Source organism: Pseudophaeobacter flagellatus (assembly GCF_021228235.1).
Lineage (GTDB): Bacteria > Pseudomonadota > Alphaproteobacteria > Rhodobacterales > Rhodobacteraceae > Pseudophaeobacter > Pseudophaeobacter flagellatus.
On the sequence record NZ_JAJQRG010000003.1, the window covers coordinates 1 to 16,206 of the forward strand.

Below are 16,206 nucleotides of genomic sequence, written 5' to 3' on the forward strand. Positions count from 1 at the left end.
CCTGCTTCAACACGGCCATGATCTGTGCGTCGCTGTATCGTCCGTTCTTCATCGTAAATCTCCTCAGATATCTTGCCGAGAAAATTCTACTATTGAACACCACTAATTTTAGGGGGGATTACCGCTCTTTTTCAGAATACTGGGATCTGGTCGATAGTGGGGATCCCAACCTTCGACGGTAAAGCCATCAGACTGTAGAGCTCGGATGTCATCACATTGACCGCATCCATAGTCCAAAACGGTTCGATCGTGACGGATCAGACCACTTGTAAACAGCAGGTACATTGGCGCTGAGAGCGTAGCTCGCGTGATCGCCGTTTTGTGGCGCTCAACAATGTTTTTCTCTAGGCCATTCATGTCATCGGCTGAAGTCTTGGCGGACTCCTCTGAGATTAAACCGCTCTGCACGATGTGTGGACCTTCGACGGTCAATCCGGCTTCAGCCAGTGTCTCCATCCAAATCCGCCGCGTTCCCTTGTTTGCCATGTTCTTAAAAAGCCCCTTGCTCTCTAAGGACTGCGTCAGCTTTGCGAAGTCATCTCTTAGTGGATGATCAGGGGCTAGGAGTAGCTCCTTTCTGTGGAGAATGGGTGGGTTTGCGTCAGAATATTTTCTCAGTTTTGCGCTTTCTTCCGTGAGGTTGACGAGTAGGCTTGCCCGCAGCTCTGGAAAAGCCACGGCGCTGAAGTCTTGATAGTCCAAAAACGAGAAGGTCTGGTCGTTTTGCCCCGAGATCTTCAATACTGACCATTGGAAATCTTCCGGAACCCTTTGCAGTGCAAGGCTCAGCTTATCCTTTGCGCTCGTCTGAAGGTGATCAACCGCGCTACGGTGCACGTAGATCGCCTGGCCTACCTTTTTTCCAACCGCATTTTTGAGAGATTTTTTGTTTTGCAAGTTTGACCCCTCGGGTTTGGATCTTTCTAAAGGCTCTTTTGAAACATCCTACCTGACCGAGGGGCGATCGATCTAGAGTACAGCTATAATGGCCTCGGCGGCTTCTAGAACTTCATCCGATGTATTGGTGTGCCCAAAACTAAAGCGTATGGAGGCTTGCGCTTCATCCGATGTGAGTCCGATTGCACGGAGGACGTAGCTTGGTTCCGAAATTCCCGAAGAGCAGGCCGAACCTGTAGAAGCTGACACGATGGGTTGTAATCGTTGGAGCATTTCTCCCGCATCGCGTCCTTCGAACCTTAGATTCGCATTGCCAGGATGGCGGGAGCAAAGCTTATCTCCATTTAATCCAATATGGTCGCGGTTCGATTGCAGTTTGTGTACGAAGAGATCTCGTAGACCTGCGACCCGCGCTCTCAAAGCAGTTCCAGCTTCAGAGGCATGGAACTCCGCCGCTGAGCCAAGACCAACACACAAGGGAAGGGGCAGTGTGCCGGACCGAAGCCCACCTTCTTGCCCACCTCCGTGAAACAGAGGTTCAATCCGGTCCTTCAGCTCACGGCTCACATAGAGCGCGCCAACACCCATTGGCCCACCAAATTTATGCCCCGACAGACTAACCATGTCAGCCAAATCTGCATATTCTTGGAGGCTGACTGCGCTTGGTGCCTGCGCGAAGTCGGAGTGGAGGATTGCGCCCATATCGCGGCAAAGTGCTGATATTGAAGCAAGATCTTGGATGGTCCCGATCTCATTGTTGACCAATGCCACGCTTACCAAAAAAACATCCTCGCTTAGCATGTCTCGCAGTTTGTCGAGGTCGACGTGGCCTTTTCCGTTGACCGGAATCTCTCGAACCGCACATCCTTTTGTCTGAGCTACATAGGCGGCACTTTCCAATACGCACTTATGCTCCGTCGCTGAAACAAGGATTGTCGTGCGCTATCCTTGGGCTATCCCAATTTGATGGCGTGGATTCTGGCATCTGTGATGACACATGGCAATTTTGCAGAGGTAAATTGGGGTTGTAGGTGAAGCTAGGTCAAAAATGGCCTCGTTTTCCCACTTTCGCTCAAGCCGTTTTTTCGAAACGAGACAAAATAGTCGGGAACGCTACGCGCCGCCAAAAGTCGCATGAAATCATGCCAGAGGACATGCCTCCATGGGCGTGTTCCGGCATGACAAATTCATTTTCCAGAGCCAGGCTGTGTCTAGTCACGCGCCCGAACTCTTGCTCCAGCGTCAAAGCCAGCTCAGAGCGAGTTCTTGGTAGTTGGTGGTGCTTGAGTTCGGTTTTCAATTGCTGCCAGAGATATGGGTCACCACGCAGCCCCCAGTGGCGAGGCTCCTCTTTCATCAAGTTGCCGATAGTGGTCATACTTCGGCCCTCTCTGTCTTCAAGATCCTGTATACCGATGCACGGCTAATCCCAAGTTGTTTGGCGATTGCCGTGGCACCTTGGCCTTCTGCAACACGTTGCTTGATAGCATTAGCATCGATGGACGCCTGACGCCCTTTATACACACCACGGCTCTTTGCCTTGGCAATGCCTTCAGCTTGGCGTTTGCGGATGATGTTGCGCTCGAACTCGGCAAAAGCTCCCATCATCTGAAGCTGCAGCCTGGCAAAGGCATCGTCTTGGTCACTGGAGAAGGTCAGACGCTCTGACAGGAACCGTACAGTCACCTGCTTTTCATTAAGCTCCTGGATGATTTGCTGCAGGTCTCTTTGGTCACGCGCCAGTCGGTCGATAGAATAAACGAGAACTTCGTCCCCTTCCCGCGCAAATTCGATCATCGCATTCAGGGCCGGTCTATCCGTGGACGATTTCCCTGAAACTTTTTCTTCGAACAGTTTATCGACTTCTCCCAGGTCTTGTCGGGCAAGGTTCTGGTCAAGGGTGGAGACGCGCTTATAACCTATCTTCATGCAAACTCGCGGTTGTGTATTTTTTACCTTTAGACCCTAAATGGATTCGCCTTTTATGTCAAATTCAGACCCTAAAATTACAGCCAGTGAGCCGTCTCCGTAGTGTATCGCATGGGTAGAGCCAATCGAGACACGCGTCGCCGTGCCAGATGCCCTTTCTGCTGCAGATAGCGACCTTTGCAAAGTCGAGTTGAGCGTCCCGTCGTCAGGAAGGCGACCGGCCCTTTGCAGTCATTCACTAGCCGGTCCGGATGCTGCAGTCACAGCCCACATTGCCGACGTTGGCCATTCCGCTGAGCTTCTTTTGGTTTTAAGTTGGCGTTTTAAGAAACAGCAATTGCTGCGTGACTTTTGTGGCTACGCCGAGTACAAATACTTCATGTATGACCTTTGGAAAGGTATGGTACGAAGCGCTCCAGCAAAGGCCCCATTTTGTGCAATTATTAGGATGCTGGGTCCTTGGAACCAACATTTTCGAGCAAACTCATGAGAGACTTGGCGACAGAACCCAAGAAGGCTTACCGTCACCTCGGAAGTGAAAACGGTCAAGCCTTCATTGGTTTGGTGGCGGACTTTAGAGCAGCCATCTTTGCCGGGGATGTGCCGATGGGTCCAATTTCGGCCACCAGAGTAGAAGACGGTTTTGTGTTAGACTGGTTTGTATCCTCTGGTTGCACGCTGAAAACAGTGATAGATGCACGCGGCGCTGGGGACGAAGCATGGAAAGATTCTCATAGAATCCAGCTAAAGGCTCTAACGATTGGCGGGGAGGTATTGGCTTAATGTTTGAACCAAATTGGGCTTCCCCACCGGGTGACACGATCTCTCGACTGGCCACCGCAGGCAATCTGTCAGTGCACGACTTGGCTGAGCGCATAGGGTTCGAAGAAGACGTATTCTTTGGAATCATGGACGGTAGAGTCCAAATTTGCGATGAGATTGCGGACGCACTATCCAACGAACTCGGTGCATCGCGCCAGTTCTGGATCGAGCGTTACAACCAATTTCTTGATGACAAAGTGCGTATTGCCGGTTCTGCTCAAACAGAGACGCTTTCCACATGGGGGCAATCATTTCCCGCCAAGGCGTTGCGGCAACTCGGCTGGCTGCCGAAGGGCTCTCGCGGTGAGCGGTTGTCCAGAGACATATTGGATTTTTTTGGGTGCGTCAGCATCCAAGGTTGGAATGAACGCTACTCTTCGGGGATAGGCCAAGTTGCGTTTCGAACGTCCTTTGCGTTTGAGGCTGATGAAATGGCAACTTTGGCTTGGCTGCGCGTCGGTGAGGTTCAATCCGAAAGCTTGGCTCTCGCGAAGTTTTCTGCGAACGACTTCAAAAACCGTTTGCCTGAGTTGAAGAAGTTGTGCGCACTCAAGCGCCCTGAGTTGTTCTTTCCCAAACTTCAGCAAGCTTGCGCCGAACACGGCGTTGGTCTTGTTAGTTCGAAGGTCCCGACAGGTTGTCGAGCAAGTGGGGCCACTTGGACGTCGGCCAAGGGCAATCCTATTATTCTGCTAAGTTTCCGATATCTGAGTGAGGACCATTTCTGGTTCACCTTTTTTCACGAAGCTGCGCACGTAGTTCTTCATGGCACTGACCACATTTCGGTAGATGGCAGTGACCCGTCGCCTTTAGGTGCGTCAGCAGTAGAAGATGAAGCTGATACTTTCGCTCAAGATGCGCTTGTCGCAGCTGATCTACGAGACGAGATGCTAAATGCCATACCGACCCGTCCACATGCACGTAGGATCGCGCGAAAAGCTGGGGTGACACCGGGCATTATTGTCGGGCAGCTTCAAAAATCTGGGGCGCTCCAACCACACCAGTTTAACGATCTTAAGCGCCGGTACAAATGGGACGACAACACAATACTTCCGGTTCTTTCTCAACCCCGGAAATACACATAGGCATCCGGGCTTTTTTGCCAGTTGCAAAGGCTATCCTCAATCACCTGCTTTCCTACCCCGAGAATCTCGTCCAAGGCATCAACACGCGGCTCCAAGGCTTTACCGGTGATGCTGTGGTCTCGATTGTTGAAAAACAGAAGCCGCGCCCCAGCCAGTGGTCCTGTTGCCTTGTCCAAGTAGACGCTACCCGGCGCAATCGGAGCAAGTTGAAGCTTGCCGAGCATCGTAAGGAAATCAAACCTGCCGAGGCGACCTCCCCCAAAGCCATACACCCCCTTCATGGATTTGTAGAGAGCATCAAAAGCCGCATGCGCCTCCTGGCCAACACTTGCATGTGTCGCGATCATTCGATCACGAAAGCCACCGAACTCAGTCTGCCACTCGTAGTAAGTGCGAAACGTCTTGGCTATTGCGAATGGTTTCTTGCTTTGAAATTTGCGGTGGTTGGAAAAACTACCGGAATTGCTGGCGTCGGCCAAGCGGCCAGAGTTTGCTCCCAACATGTTCTCGAAGCCTGCCGGGTTCGCAGCGTATTGAGCGAATGTCCAAACAGGCCCTGCGCCGAACGATCCATAGACATTTGCAGCCAGCTTCCATTCGTCTACCGCATGTTTACCGAAATGAGTGAGGACGAATGCTAGCCAGACCGCCTCATCGAGTTGTCCGTTGCGCTGATAGTAAAGCGACCCTCGTACGGGATCGAAAATACCAGAATTTGGATCACACCTCGCCGCGTTCACACCACGCGTCATCAGCGTGTCAGTATAGGAAATCCGACGTAGACTGGACACGATTTGTTGCGCCCAACACCGTCTCCGCTGGGCGCTCGCAATGCTGGGAAGGGGACCAAATTGGGCGCCGATGTGTCCGATTTTCTCGATAATCTCGTCCATTCTGTCTTTGTGGATGCCGTTCATGTACCGCTGCCTTAACCTACGTTCTCAAATAGATCCCTAACGGGAGCTTGTTTTCTTTCGAGCCTACCAAGAATGTAGATCCGATAAGTGGGTGAAATATCTTTCATGATCTTCACAACTCTACGTAATTCGGGCCTCTCGGTTCTAAGGCTATATCCGCGTTTCTTTATTTCCTCGAATATCTTGTGAATTCTGAAAAGCTCGATGAAGTCGTGCCAGTATGGCTCAAGATCTGTTGGAGCGGTATATTCGATGTTGCCAGATCGGATTTGTTGCTCCGCCATTTTCACCGTTTCTATGCTCGGCCATGGATCTCCTGATGGCATTTCGGGCATTGGCGAAAAATCGTGAAAACCCTCCCTGTAGTATGCTTCGGCGCCAGATGTCGATGTGTTCGCCGGGCGACCCTCAGTTTCCGCACAGTCATGGTATAGATGTAGGCTTGTCACAGAATGGGTGTACTTACCCAACCCAAAGCCAAGTTCACGAGCTGCAACCTCTTGAAGCATAGTAAATGTGAAAATGTCGTGCGGGAGGCCGAAGAAAGCATCATTGGAACGCATATGCGTGTGCATCAACAGCTGCCCATTCCTAACCGCAAATTGAATGGTACAGGTGCAAGGCTTGTCGCCGTTCTTGGGTCTTGCATCGGAATTGGCGTAAATTTGGATCAGAGCGTTGCGCGAGCCTTCTCGCTCACGCAAAGTACGGATGACCCGATCCCACTCGCTAATTCCGTCACGTTTTTCTAGTGCCTTGTTTCCGAAAATTCGCGGTCCGTAGGCCCCGCTTGCGGTGACGTCGTCTTTTATCAGTTTTGGATAGTTGGGGATATAGTGTTTGATGAACTCGACGCTATCACTGCCCGCTAGATACCAGAAAAACTCGCCAAGTGGGCTGAAAGCTCTGGCCCTTGAGAACGACCGGCTTAACCGTGCACGGGGGTTCTTCAGTTCCAAGAGAGCACCGAAGGTTTCAGTGCTCTTGCCCTTGCTTGAGGCGACTTCAAAATTCCCACGGCCTGTGAGTAGCTGTTTGAAGACAGCTCTCATCAGGTCGTCTAGGCTATCTTCGCTCGCGTGAAACAATGCTGATCAACCTCACCTTTTGGTTGATCTTCAGCATTTACGCGCGAAAGTTCAAGGGATGGATACCAAGAGTTCCCCATTCAGGCGCAAAGACAGCAAGACCTTGGCTACGATTGCAGGCCGAAACGCTGAGCGAAATTTTGCAGCTGGGGGCAACAAGCTCGTACAGCTGTACGAAGAGGGTGCCAGCTCTTTCCAAGAATACCCGAGTCCACTATCGGGGGCGAATGGTTCTATAGAAACACCAAGTAAAATTGCAAAAACCCTGTCACTAGGCAAAGTGGTGGGGTTTTTGCATCAGTCCTTCAACAGAAATTTGCACAAAAAACAGGACATTCTGGAAAAGGGGCAGTTTCTTGCTTATGTCCTGCCCCCAAGAATAAATCTAAAGGAAGTCCATCCTAATGAAGGCACGTTTGGTTAAAAGCTTTGCTATTGTAACTTGCATGGGCTTACTAGCAGCATGCACTAGCCCACTTGAGCAATGTACCTCTTCTGCGTCTCAGGAATACCGGGCTCTGCAAGCCGCTGCTGTGGAGACGCAGGAAAATATCTCCCGCGGGTATGCAGTTCATAAGCAAAGGGTGCCTGAAACAGTCCCAATGACTTGCTACAGAACGGACCCATACTCTTACGCCATGATCCCATACTCATGCCCACAGACATCGTATCGGACGCATTCTACACCGGTGGCAGTAAATGTAACCCAGGAGCGGCAAAAACTAGCCCAACTCAGGTCCGTTCTACCTTCCGCAAAAGCAAGGGCTCAAGCAGGCATTGAGCAGTGCTCAGCTAAGTATGCCTCCTAAGCTAAGGGTATCGATGATGGGTTTTGAGCGCTCTTGCCGTGCGGCGTGGCGTTGGTCGGCAGGCAGGCCGCGCAGGTCTTTTTCGATGCGATAGAGTGCTTGGATTTGGGCCAGACCTTCCTGCGCAATCGGGGCAGTACTGGACTGGGTGCCTGGCGTTTTCCGTTGAATGCGGAGAACGACCAGAGTTTTCACACAGCCTTGGCTGAGCCGTGTTCTTCGACTTAATCTTTCGACTTTCCCACTTTTTCGCGCACATATAGGCGGTAAGGAGGCTGCTTATCCGGCTTCCTTGCGCAGTTTCCTGCTCAGTGTCGTCTAACCCGGCGTAGTCTGCTAAGACTGATCTGGATCGGTCTTCAGGTTCCCGAAACTGGTTTACGAAGCGTTGGAAGTCTGGCTGTAGAAATTCGTCCGCTGCGGAACGTACGTTTTCATATTTTGCATCAAAGCTGGACAGCATAGGGGTGTTGCCCCACGCGGCCTCTTCCACAACTGCGTCGATAACGCACAAAAGCTGGCTTCTCCAAGGAGTATCGAAGCGGAACTCGTGGCGCACATTGTGAGGGCGAGCTTCACCAGCCCCGTCAGACAAAGCTTCCACAGCCGTGTCGACCAAGGTTTGCAGGATATCGTAGTAGCGTTCTTCCTTCTTCTCATTAGCGCGCTGCTTTTCAGCTAATTTTCGAGAGACTTCCTTGCGCGCCTCTACATCGAAGCTCCGGTAGATTTCCTGAGTGATGGCGTGTTGTCTGCGCTCCGCAAGATTTCGATCCGAAGTACCGGTGCTCCTGCGAATTTGCTTCTGCGTGAAGAGGTTCTCCAGCGGTTTGGGCACAGTAACGGAGACTGCGTACTTGCCCTTCACAAGGATTAATGAGCTTGGGTGGTCGTCCAAAATAGTAACCGATTTAGTGTCCAACTTAGTGTCCACTTTACGGCTATCCGCCTGTTTTACAATGATCTTAGGTGCTTGGCGTATAGTGGAGGCGAGTACCGGAATCGAACCGGTGTACGCGGATTTGCAATCCGCTGCGTCACCACTCCGCCAACTCGCCTTTTCAATGACTTAACCGTGGCGGGTGGTGTCCTGCCACACAGTCTGCCACACCTTCTATTTATGTTCCCTTTTGTTCGCAAGGGGCAAAACGACAATTAGTCTCGAAAATCTATCGATCTCAACGCATGCACTTTTTGGCGAACTGTCCTGGTGTAGTGCTGAACCATTTTGGCGCTTTGGCCGGTCACTGCGGCGATGGTTTCATCATCGGCGCCAGCCATACAAAGCTCGGTTGCAGTGGTGTGTCGGAGCGCGTGAATGTCATAGTCAACAGCATCGATCTGCTTTCGGATCTTCATTACCGCGTCTGAGGCTCCACGGTATGACCAGGGGCCTGTAGCAAGGTGATTGGTCAGGATGAAAACGCTGCGCTTCTCTGTGGTTGCAAGCGCCGCGTTTAGATGGGTTGTGAGGGGAACCCAAAGGTCTTTCTGGGTTTTGTTCTGCCGGAGAAGGATTCCTCCATCCTCGATGTCGCCCCATTTCATCTTCAGTACATCTGCAATCCGTTGACCAGTCCCGATGCATAATTCAAAAACCAGCAGAGACCGGCCAGCGGCGGTTTTGCGATACGCGTCAATCTTGTTCTTAGGCCAGGGTTTGCGATCCTGCTTTTCGTATTTGATCGCCCGGATGCCCTTTGCCGGGTTTTCCATTTCCTTGGTGAGTAGGCCTATATCTTTTGCGTGTTCAAATAGGATTTTCAGCACAGCCAGCCGGTAGTTTGCGGCATGCGGGGTTCCCTTTTTGGCCCATGCCTCATGCCAGGTGATCACATGATGGCGCACGATGGCCTTTGGGTGCAGGTGACTGAGTTTTTCCTGAAAATATGCAATGTGCATGTCATAATCGCGCCGTGTGCGCGCAGCCAGCCCTGAGTATTTGGTGCTGGCGTAGTAGTGGCGAACGACTGCAGCTAGGTCTTTCCCAGGGGCGACGGGTGCCGGATCATTTAGGATGCGCTCGCGTTCTTGATGCAGGGAAAAGGGAACCGGCGTCCCTTCTGGAAACTGTGTTTCCAGGCGAACTTCTACAATTTTTCCGCCATATCGCTTACGGAACAAGAGCACTCCATCTCGCTTGCGACGGTGGATGTAGGAGGGGAGTTCTTTGCCTTTCATGGTTCCACCAAGTCTGCGGGGTTTTGAGCCTCGGCAATAGTGAGGGTGGGGTGGCTAAAGTCAAAGGTGAATGTGCGTCCCTCTACAGTGGCTCTGAAATCATCTATCCCCTTTGCTTTTAGCTCTGCCGCATACTCGGCCAGCCGTTGAGGGGTCGTTTTGGATTTGACGGGTGTTTTCATTTCGTTCTCCTCCTGGGGTGGTTGGCCGGGTTGACGCTTAGGTTTTGGCGGTGGTGGCGTTGTGGTTGCTGCTGAGAAAGCTCTTGGGGGCATCAGTTCTTCTATCCAGTGGTTGCGATTTCAGTTCACGCGGATCGCATATGCCGCCACCCAGAGTGCCGGCGGATTTGCTGCAGCCCTGCGCTGGATACACCGGCCCGCTGCCGCAGACCGAAGGGCAGATCTCGGATGCCCTGATTGCTGAGGCGAGGGGCAGGGAATGTGCCAATGGCAAGCTGAGCGCGGTGGGTGAGATCTTGGCCGTGCCGATAGGGCACTTGGGTACAAGTAGGATGAGTTCTTCTTGATCTAAGGGGGCACTGACGGCTCTCTACCCAGAGTTGTTTAATTATTCTGCAATAGTGGGGGCATTAAATGGATCCGTTCAAGCGGTTAGATAAGATGATCGAAGACCTAAAGAGCTTGCAAGAGAGTCTTCGTAAACTTGAGCAAAATAAGAAGGAATGCCGTGATCTCGAGCGCCCGATAAAGAAGCGGCGGCCTCGTGGATCGCCTTGGCATCGGCTGCATCATCTTTCTGGTGTTTGACAAAGCGCTTCATGCAGACCCACCTTGGTACACTCATGCATCGCGACTGATCCCATCACCAGAGCTAGGGAAGCGGCACGTTAACCTTTCTAAAGCCTGAGTAGTTTGTCTCGCTGGTCGCTGGCGGATACCATCGGATGTTAAAAATCGGACCTTAGTCGGTTACCCCTACGCGCTTGCGTGTCGAGCCATTTGCGAGGGGGCATACCCATCTTCTTGCGGAATGCGTAGGTGAAACTGCTGACACTTGCATAGCCAAGTTGGCTCGCCACTCGTTTTATTGGGGCGCCGCCAAGTATCGCGTCGCATGCGGCGTGCAGTCGGACCTGTTCGGCGCTCTGCGCCAAGGTACAGCCGAACACTTCGCGGTAGGCCAACGCTAAACGGTTGGCTGCTAGACCCAGCCGAGATGCCAGCTCTCCCAATCCGGGCGGTGTCATCGCCTCGACTTGCAGCATTGCATGGGCTTCTCGTGCAGCCTGAACCTCATGCAGCGCAATTCCGGGAGGGCTGTCGGTGGACAGGGTCTCCAGTTGATAACACAGGATTTGCAGGGCGGCGGCCTCGATCAACTGAGTGCGAAGTGGCAGACGGCTGTGCAATGCCTGCTCGAGCGAAATTCTGAGGTAGCTGGGGAGCGGGGCCTGTGTGACAAGGGACGGTCCCCCCATCCCGTCCAAAATCCTCTGAACTGCCTTGGGGACCTTGCCCGCAAACCAGTTCTCAACCATTTTCAATGGTGCATTTACACCAAAGATGTCGACCTCACGCCGATGCAACCGAAAGAGAGCTCCCGTATCACGCGGGCGGATCAGCCCCACCGTGTTACTTTCGTAGAGCGCTCCGCAGGTCAACTCAGCGGCGAAGCTGCCGCCCAAAGGCACTTGGGTAAATACAAAATCTGTAGGCCGTTTGTTTGTGACTTCGACCGTATCCGGGCCGTTGGAGCGAAACCGCGTCTTAGTCCAGCCAATGCCGGTATCCGGAGCCGCTTTTGCTCGCTGAAACTCGATGTCCACCGCGTCGGTTTTTACCGTCACTGTCTCTACGCCCGATAAACAGAGTTTAACCGGTTGAGAAGCGTCAGAAGAAGATGAATCAAGAGACATTTAGCGATAAAGATTAATAGGAACAAAGGCTAAGTATAGGCTAAGCGAACCACGCACCTCGTGCAAGAGCCGGGACAGCTTTCATGAGTACAGGCTGAGATTCGACAAAAAAAGCCGCTATCTCGACAAACACGCTCCCTACGCGACCCACCAAAATTGGATATGATTTGCCCAAGGCCGCGCATGTCGAATACGGGCGGCCCAAAAGACAGATAATAACCGGTTCCCTCCTGATCGCGCTCTCACCGGCAGCGGCATGTTTTGGCATGCTTGCGCAGCGGCGGCGCAGGGCAAAGTGGCCGGGCGGGAGGTTGGGAATGGTGACACTGATGAAAATTGCAGCGGCGGTGTGGGGCAGGCTTGAGAGTCTAACCCGCAGATCTGTGACCAAGGTTGCCGTTTGTAGCGCATTGGTTGTCGTCTCATTGTTTTGCGCCACTCAGCCAGCACAGGCGCTGGACGCCAGCGACGGGTCCCCGGCGGTCTCAATGCCGGGAGGACAGTGCTCGGCAAGGGTGCAGCAGTATGCCGGCGGTGCCAGCGTCTTCATCTTCCCCCCTGTTTCCGGTCTTAGGGCCGCCGGAGGGAGTTATTTTAACTACGCCGACGGCGCTTCTACGCCTCATTCGCCGATCACGGTCGCGTGGTTGGAGGCGAACTGCGGCTACACGAATGTGCCGTGGCTTGTCCAAGACGGCGCGGATGGCACAATCGCGTCTGATGATCAAATGTTCGTCCGGTTCACAGCAGATGTGCCTGGCATAGGTCGGTATGATTTTGACTACGGGCTGTACGGGGTGACCGGCACTGTGGTGAAGCGAGATGCCGTGCTCACTGATCCTGTTCCGACCGTTACCCTTTCGGGTCTGAGCAGCACCTTTATTAATCCTCAAACCGTCACCGCAACCTTTAGCGAGGCCGTCAGCGGTTTTGATGCATCGGACATCCAGGTGACAAACGCCACCATTTCCAGCTTCGCCGGGGCGGGTGCCACCTATACGTTCACAGTCTCACCCGATGGGCCGGGCGCGGTAACGGTCCTTGTACCTGCAGGCGTGGCGACCGACAGTCTATCGTTCCCAAACCTTGCCTCAAATACACTTTCCGGCACGGCTGAAGGGATCAGCAGCATTACAGCGAATTTCACCGCAAACCCGGGATTCGGAGTTTCGGTGCCGCATACAGTCTTCTTCACTGACCAATCCTCATCCACGCCATCGGCGTTGATGAGGTGGAGCTGGGACTTTGGTGACGGAGGTACCAGCACGTCACAGAACCCTATACACAGTTACACGAGCTTTGGCTCCTATACCGCAACGCTGGAAACCTGCGTCTACACAACCTGCGACACCCAGAGCATGACCATCGAGGTGGTCGATATTCCCGCCACCATGACCCCGTCTCTGTCAGGATTTAGCGGCCATGTGGTAGGCGCGCAGACCGTGACAGTGGAATTCAATGCGGGCGTGGATACATCAGATACGCTGCAATTATCGGATTTTGACGCAACCAACCTGACGCTCTCAAACCTTTCGTCAGGGTCGCCGACGCCCGCATATGGCCAGACGCAGACCTACACTTTGACCGCGACGCCGGATGGGGACGGGGCCATATCGCTGACCCTGCCAGCAGGTGTGGTGTCCAACTATCGCAGCGTAGCTAACACGGCCTCCAACACGCTATCTGGTTTTGTGGACACCACTGCGCCCACCATCACGCTGGTGGATGCGGGCGCCAGCACCACCCCCTATGTCGGCTATAGTGCAGTCCTCGAATACTCACCCGGGACGATATTTGTGCTCGGATATTCGGCATCGGTTCCGGGGACGGTCGCCCTTACGGGTAAGAGCATCCTTCCCGACAACCAGATGCGATATACGATTGTCCCGCAACGTGATGGCCCGGTTTATGTGACCTTCCCCGCAGGGATGTTCCGGGACGTTGCCGGTAACTTCAGCGCCGAGACCCGACTCGATTTGGGGTATGCGGATGTGGACGAGCCACGACCGGAGATTACCGGTGTGCCCGCATCGGTGGGTGGTGCGTTCGAGGCAACCATCACGTTTTCCAAAACCGTCGAAGGCTTCACCGGGTCGGACATTCAGATCAGTGGCGGTACGCTCTCGTCCCTCTCGGGGAGCGGCGCGAATTATGCCGCCCGGATCACACCGGACGGCAGCGCTTCAATCACGGTTTCCGTCCCGGCAGATGCGGCACAACATATGGCGGTCGCAGGGGTGCCCGGTGTTTTCTCTGTCGCTGCGACCCCGGTGAGCACGGTCTATAACACTACCCCGGTGGCCAATGCGGGGCCAGATCAGGTGGTACAAAGTGGCGCGCAAATCACGTTGGATGGCAGCACCAGCTCCGACCCGAATGGAGATACGCTCGCCTATCACTGGAGCGCCCCCGCAGGCATCACCTTGAGTGATGCGACGGCAGTACAGCCCAATTTTACCGCGCCTTCCCCCGCGCCAGGTGATCCCGATCAGGTGCTGTCGTTTACGTTGACGGTTGATGATGGCACTGACACGCACCAGGACACCGTCGACGTCACGGTAATGGCTCAGGTTGCCGCCACGCTCGCGGGGTTGCCGTCCAATATCGCCGGCTCCGAGACGATTACTGTCGACTTCAGCAGTGATGTCACCGGCTTTGATGAGACCGACCTGCAGCTGCAGAACCTTTCGATCAGTAACTTTGCATCAACTTCGCCAAGCTCATACCAATTTGATGTCGCTCCACTTGCGCGTGGTTCGGTCTCGATCACTCTCCCAGCTGGGGTTGCACAGGATAGCAGAGGCAACGCTAATGTGGCGGCCTCCCTCACCGCGACAGGCTTTATCAATACCGCGCCCTTGGCAGATGCCGGAGCGGATCAGGTGGCTGGTGGCGGTGTGCTCATCACTCTGGATGGATCTGGTTCATCGGACCCAGATGGCGACAGCCTGACCTATCTTTGGACAGCGCCCGCAGGCATCACCCTGAGTGATGCGACGGCGGCACAGTCCAGTTTTACGACACCCACTCTTTCTCTCGGTGACCCGGATCTGGTGCTGGATTTTACTCTCACCGTGGATGATGGCACTGAAACCCACAGCGATCAGATCAGGATCACCCTTCGCACCGATGTAAGCGTGACACTTACCGGGCTGACCGATAGCTTTAGTGGTCCCGGTCAGCACCAGATCGACATTCAGTTTTCGCGGGTGGTGAGCGGGTTGACCGCGAGCGATCTGGTGATCTCCGGCGGCGAAGTTCAGTCGCTCAGCGGAAGTGGTGCTCGTTATCAGGCACTATTGCTGGCCAGCGGTCGGGGCGATCTCGCGGTTTCTCTTCCTGCGGGCGTAACCCATGACAACAATGGTATTCCCAATGCAGCGTCGAACCAGATGACTGCAGTGAACCGGATTATCGAACAGACCAGTCAGTTGATTGCCGACTTCATGCAGGCCCGTGCCAACAATCTGATCAGCAACCAGCCGCGCGTGGCTGATTTCTTGCTTGGGCGCAGCACAGGCAACCAGATGAATGCTGCCGTCACCCGTGGTCAGTTCAACATGGATATGGCAATCGCCCCGCAAGGCGGAGCATGGGGCACCTTCCGCGCTGCCGTCAGCGAGAGCGATGGTCAAGACAGTGGCTACGCGCTTGCGACCATTGGGCGGCATATCGAGGTAAAGCCAAATCTGCTGCTGGGGGCGATGCTGCAACTGGACTATGCCGAAACCACCGAAGGCCCCGCCGAGGTCGACGGCTATGGCTGGCTGGTCGGACCATATGCGGTGTATCGCTTGCCCGATCAGCCGGTGATTTTCAGCGCGCGTATTCTTTATGGGCAATCCAACAACGATATCGCACCGCTTGGCACGTATCGCGATCAGTTCAAAACTGAACGCTGGCTCGCCCAACTCGGTATCACCGGAGAGGTCATCAGCGGGGGATGGAGCGTATTTCCCTTCCTGACGGCCAGTCATGCCCGCGATGATCAGCATGCCTATACCGACAGCCTTGGCAACACGATCCCGGCTCAGGGAATTCAGTTGACCGGCGTGGAGTTAGGCGCAGATTTTGAATTACAACTGGCACATCAGGCTGGCCAGCGAGTTCTGACAGGAGGGGTTTCAGGAATCTGGTCAGAGACCTCAGGCTCCGGTGCTGCCGCCTTGCGCGAACCCACCTATGAAGGTGGCCGTATGCGGCTGGAACTAGGCTACGGTGGTGTCTTGACGAATGGTGGCCGGTTTCAATTCAGCGCATTCGGCGACGGGTTCGGGGCGAACGATTACTCAAGCTACGGTGTCGAGGCGAGCTATTCTTTTGTATTCTGACAAAGGCACAAAACGAATAACGAGCAATTGGGAAGGGACGAAGCTGAATATGCTGTTTTCGCCTCGTTTAAACAAGGAAAGAGCAATCTTTTATCTGTGTAATCCGCTTCTCGCGACGATCATTCTCACAACGTCCTGGTAAGGCTTGCTTGGTGCTTGGCTCCGCATAGGCAATGGGGTGCGTTCGCACCTGCAGCAAATTTACACTGTCCGTCCCACTTTCGGTTCATGCTCAGCCATACATCTACAGAACCAATGTCGCGAAAAG

Annotated in this window: 14 protein-coding genes, 1 tRNA gene and 2 pseudogenes; 4 read left to right on the forward strand and 13 right to left on the reverse strand. The window is 53.8% G+C overall.

Annotation, left to right across the window (positions count from 1 at the left end):
- Positions 1-108: 108 nt before the first annotated feature.
- The 4 genes from LRK71_RS06435 to LRK71_RS06450 form a co-directional block, all read right to left on the reverse strand.
- Complete coding sequence (locus LRK71_RS06435) at positions 109-897, reverse strand: class I SAM-dependent methyltransferase (RefSeq protein WP_232401991.1); 789 nt, start codon at positions 895-897, stop codon at positions 109-111.
- A gap of 72 nt (positions 898-969) precedes the next feature.
- On the reverse strand, positions 970-1,830 hold the full coding sequence (locus LRK71_RS06440; RefSeq protein ID WP_332460252.1) for a cysteine desulfurase family protein: 861 nt from the start codon (positions 1,828-1,830) through the stop codon (positions 970-972).
- A 139-nt stretch (positions 1,831-1,969) separates the two neighbouring features.
- On the reverse strand, positions 1,970-2,275 hold the full coding sequence (locus tag LRK71_RS06445) for a hypothetical protein (RefSeq protein ID WP_232401996.1): 306 nt from the start codon (positions 2,273-2,275) through the stop codon (positions 1,970-1,972).
- On the reverse strand, positions 2,272-2,826 hold the full coding sequence (locus LRK71_RS06450; RefSeq protein ID WP_232401997.1) for a recombinase family protein: 555 nt from the start codon (positions 2,824-2,826) through the stop codon (positions 2,272-2,274). The genes LRK71_RS06445 and LRK71_RS06450 overlap by 4 nt, the downstream gene beginning before the upstream one ends.
- Before the next feature lie 459 nt (positions 2,827-3,285).
- On the opposite strand from LRK71_RS06450, the gene LRK71_RS06455 reads away from it, so the two are divergent.
- Both LRK71_RS06455 and LRK71_RS06460 read left to right on the forward strand, forming a co-directional pair.
- Entirely contained in the window at positions 3,286-3,609 is a 324-nt protein-coding gene (locus LRK71_RS06455) for a hypothetical protein (protein WP_232401998.1), read from the forward strand.
- Positions 3,609-4,733, forward strand: coding sequence for an ImmA/IrrE family metallo-endopeptidase (locus LRK71_RS06460; protein WP_232401999.1), 1,125 nt, complete (start codon positions 3,609-3,611; stop codon positions 4,731-4,733). The genes LRK71_RS06455 and LRK71_RS06460 overlap by 1 nt, the downstream gene beginning before the upstream one ends.
- Here LRK71_RS06460 and LRK71_RS06465 read toward each other — a convergent pair.
- Together LRK71_RS06465 and LRK71_RS06470 are read right to left on the reverse strand one after the other, a co-directional pair.
- Positions 4,712-5,650 carry an alpha-glutamyl/putrescinyl thymine pyrophosphorylase clade 3 protein gene (locus tag LRK71_RS06465; protein ID WP_232402000.1) on the reverse strand — a complete coding sequence of 313 codons (939 nt, stop codon included), beginning with the start codon at positions 5,648-5,650 and terminating at the stop codon, positions 4,712-4,714. The two genes, LRK71_RS06460 and LRK71_RS06465, sit on opposite strands and share 22 nt — an antisense overlap.
- An 11-nt stretch (positions 5,651-5,661) precedes the next feature.
- Positions 5,662-6,702 carry a thymidylate synthase gene (locus tag LRK71_RS06470; RefSeq protein ID WP_232402001.1) on the reverse strand — a complete coding sequence of 347 codons (1,041 nt, stop codon included), beginning with the start codon at positions 6,700-6,702 and terminating at the stop codon, positions 5,662-5,664.
- A 139-nt stretch (positions 6,703-6,841) separates the two neighbouring features.
- Between LRK71_RS06470 and LRK71_RS06475 the strand changes: the two genes are divergently transcribed.
- The gene (locus LRK71_RS06475) at positions 6,842-7,162 is read left to right on the forward strand and encodes a hypothetical protein (protein ID WP_232402002.1); all 321 of its coding nucleotides are present in this window, start codon (positions 6,842-6,844) and stop codon (positions 7,160-7,162) included.
- A 397-nt stretch (positions 7,163-7,559) separates the two neighbouring features.
- Here the strand turns inward: LRK71_RS06475 and LRK71_RS06480 are convergent.
- The 7 genes and pseudogenes from LRK71_RS06480 to LRK71_RS20515 all read right to left on the reverse strand — a co-directional run.
- Positions 7,560-7,697 (reverse strand): annotated as a pseudogene (locus LRK71_RS06480) (IS66 family transposase); the annotation flags it as partial.
- A 574-nt stretch (positions 7,698-8,271) separates the two neighbouring features.
- A pseudogene (locus tag LRK71_RS20510) lies at positions 8,272-8,481 on the reverse strand (DUF6538 domain-containing protein); the annotation flags it as partial.
- Between the two features lie 50 nt (positions 8,482-8,531).
- Positions 8,532-8,605, reverse strand: a tRNA-Cys gene (locus tag LRK71_RS06485).
- 97 nt (positions 8,606-8,702) lie between these two features.
- Positions 8,703-9,728 (reverse strand): tyrosine-type recombinase/integrase, encoded by a 1,026-nt coding sequence (locus LRK71_RS06490; protein WP_232402003.1) that lies wholly within the window; start codon positions 9,726-9,728, stop codon positions 8,703-8,705.
- Entirely contained in the window at positions 9,725-9,910 is a 186-nt protein-coding gene (locus tag LRK71_RS06495; RefSeq protein ID WP_232402004.1) for a hypothetical protein, read from the reverse strand. The genes LRK71_RS06490 and LRK71_RS06495 overlap by 4 nt, the downstream gene beginning before the upstream one ends.
- A 424-nt stretch (positions 9,911-10,334) precedes the next feature.
- Positions 10,335-10,511 (reverse strand): hypothetical protein, encoded by a 177-nt coding sequence (locus LRK71_RS06500; RefSeq protein ID WP_232402005.1) that lies wholly within the window; start codon positions 10,509-10,511, stop codon positions 10,335-10,337.
- 127 nt (positions 10,512-10,638) lie between these two features.
- The gene (locus LRK71_RS20515) at positions 10,639-11,538 is read right to left on the reverse strand and encodes a helix-turn-helix domain-containing protein (protein ID WP_232402008.1); all 900 of its coding nucleotides are present in this window, start codon (positions 11,536-11,538) and stop codon (positions 10,639-10,641) included.
- 386 nt (positions 11,539-11,924) lie between these two features.
- Here LRK71_RS20515 and LRK71_RS06510 point away from each other — a divergent pair, with 386 nt between their 5' ends.
- Positions 11,925-15,938, forward strand: a complete 4,014-nt coding sequence (locus LRK71_RS06510; protein WP_232402010.1) for an Ig-like domain-containing protein — start codon at positions 11,925-11,927, stop codon at positions 15,936-15,938.
- The last annotated feature ends 268 nt before the right edge of the window (positions 15,939-16,206 follow it).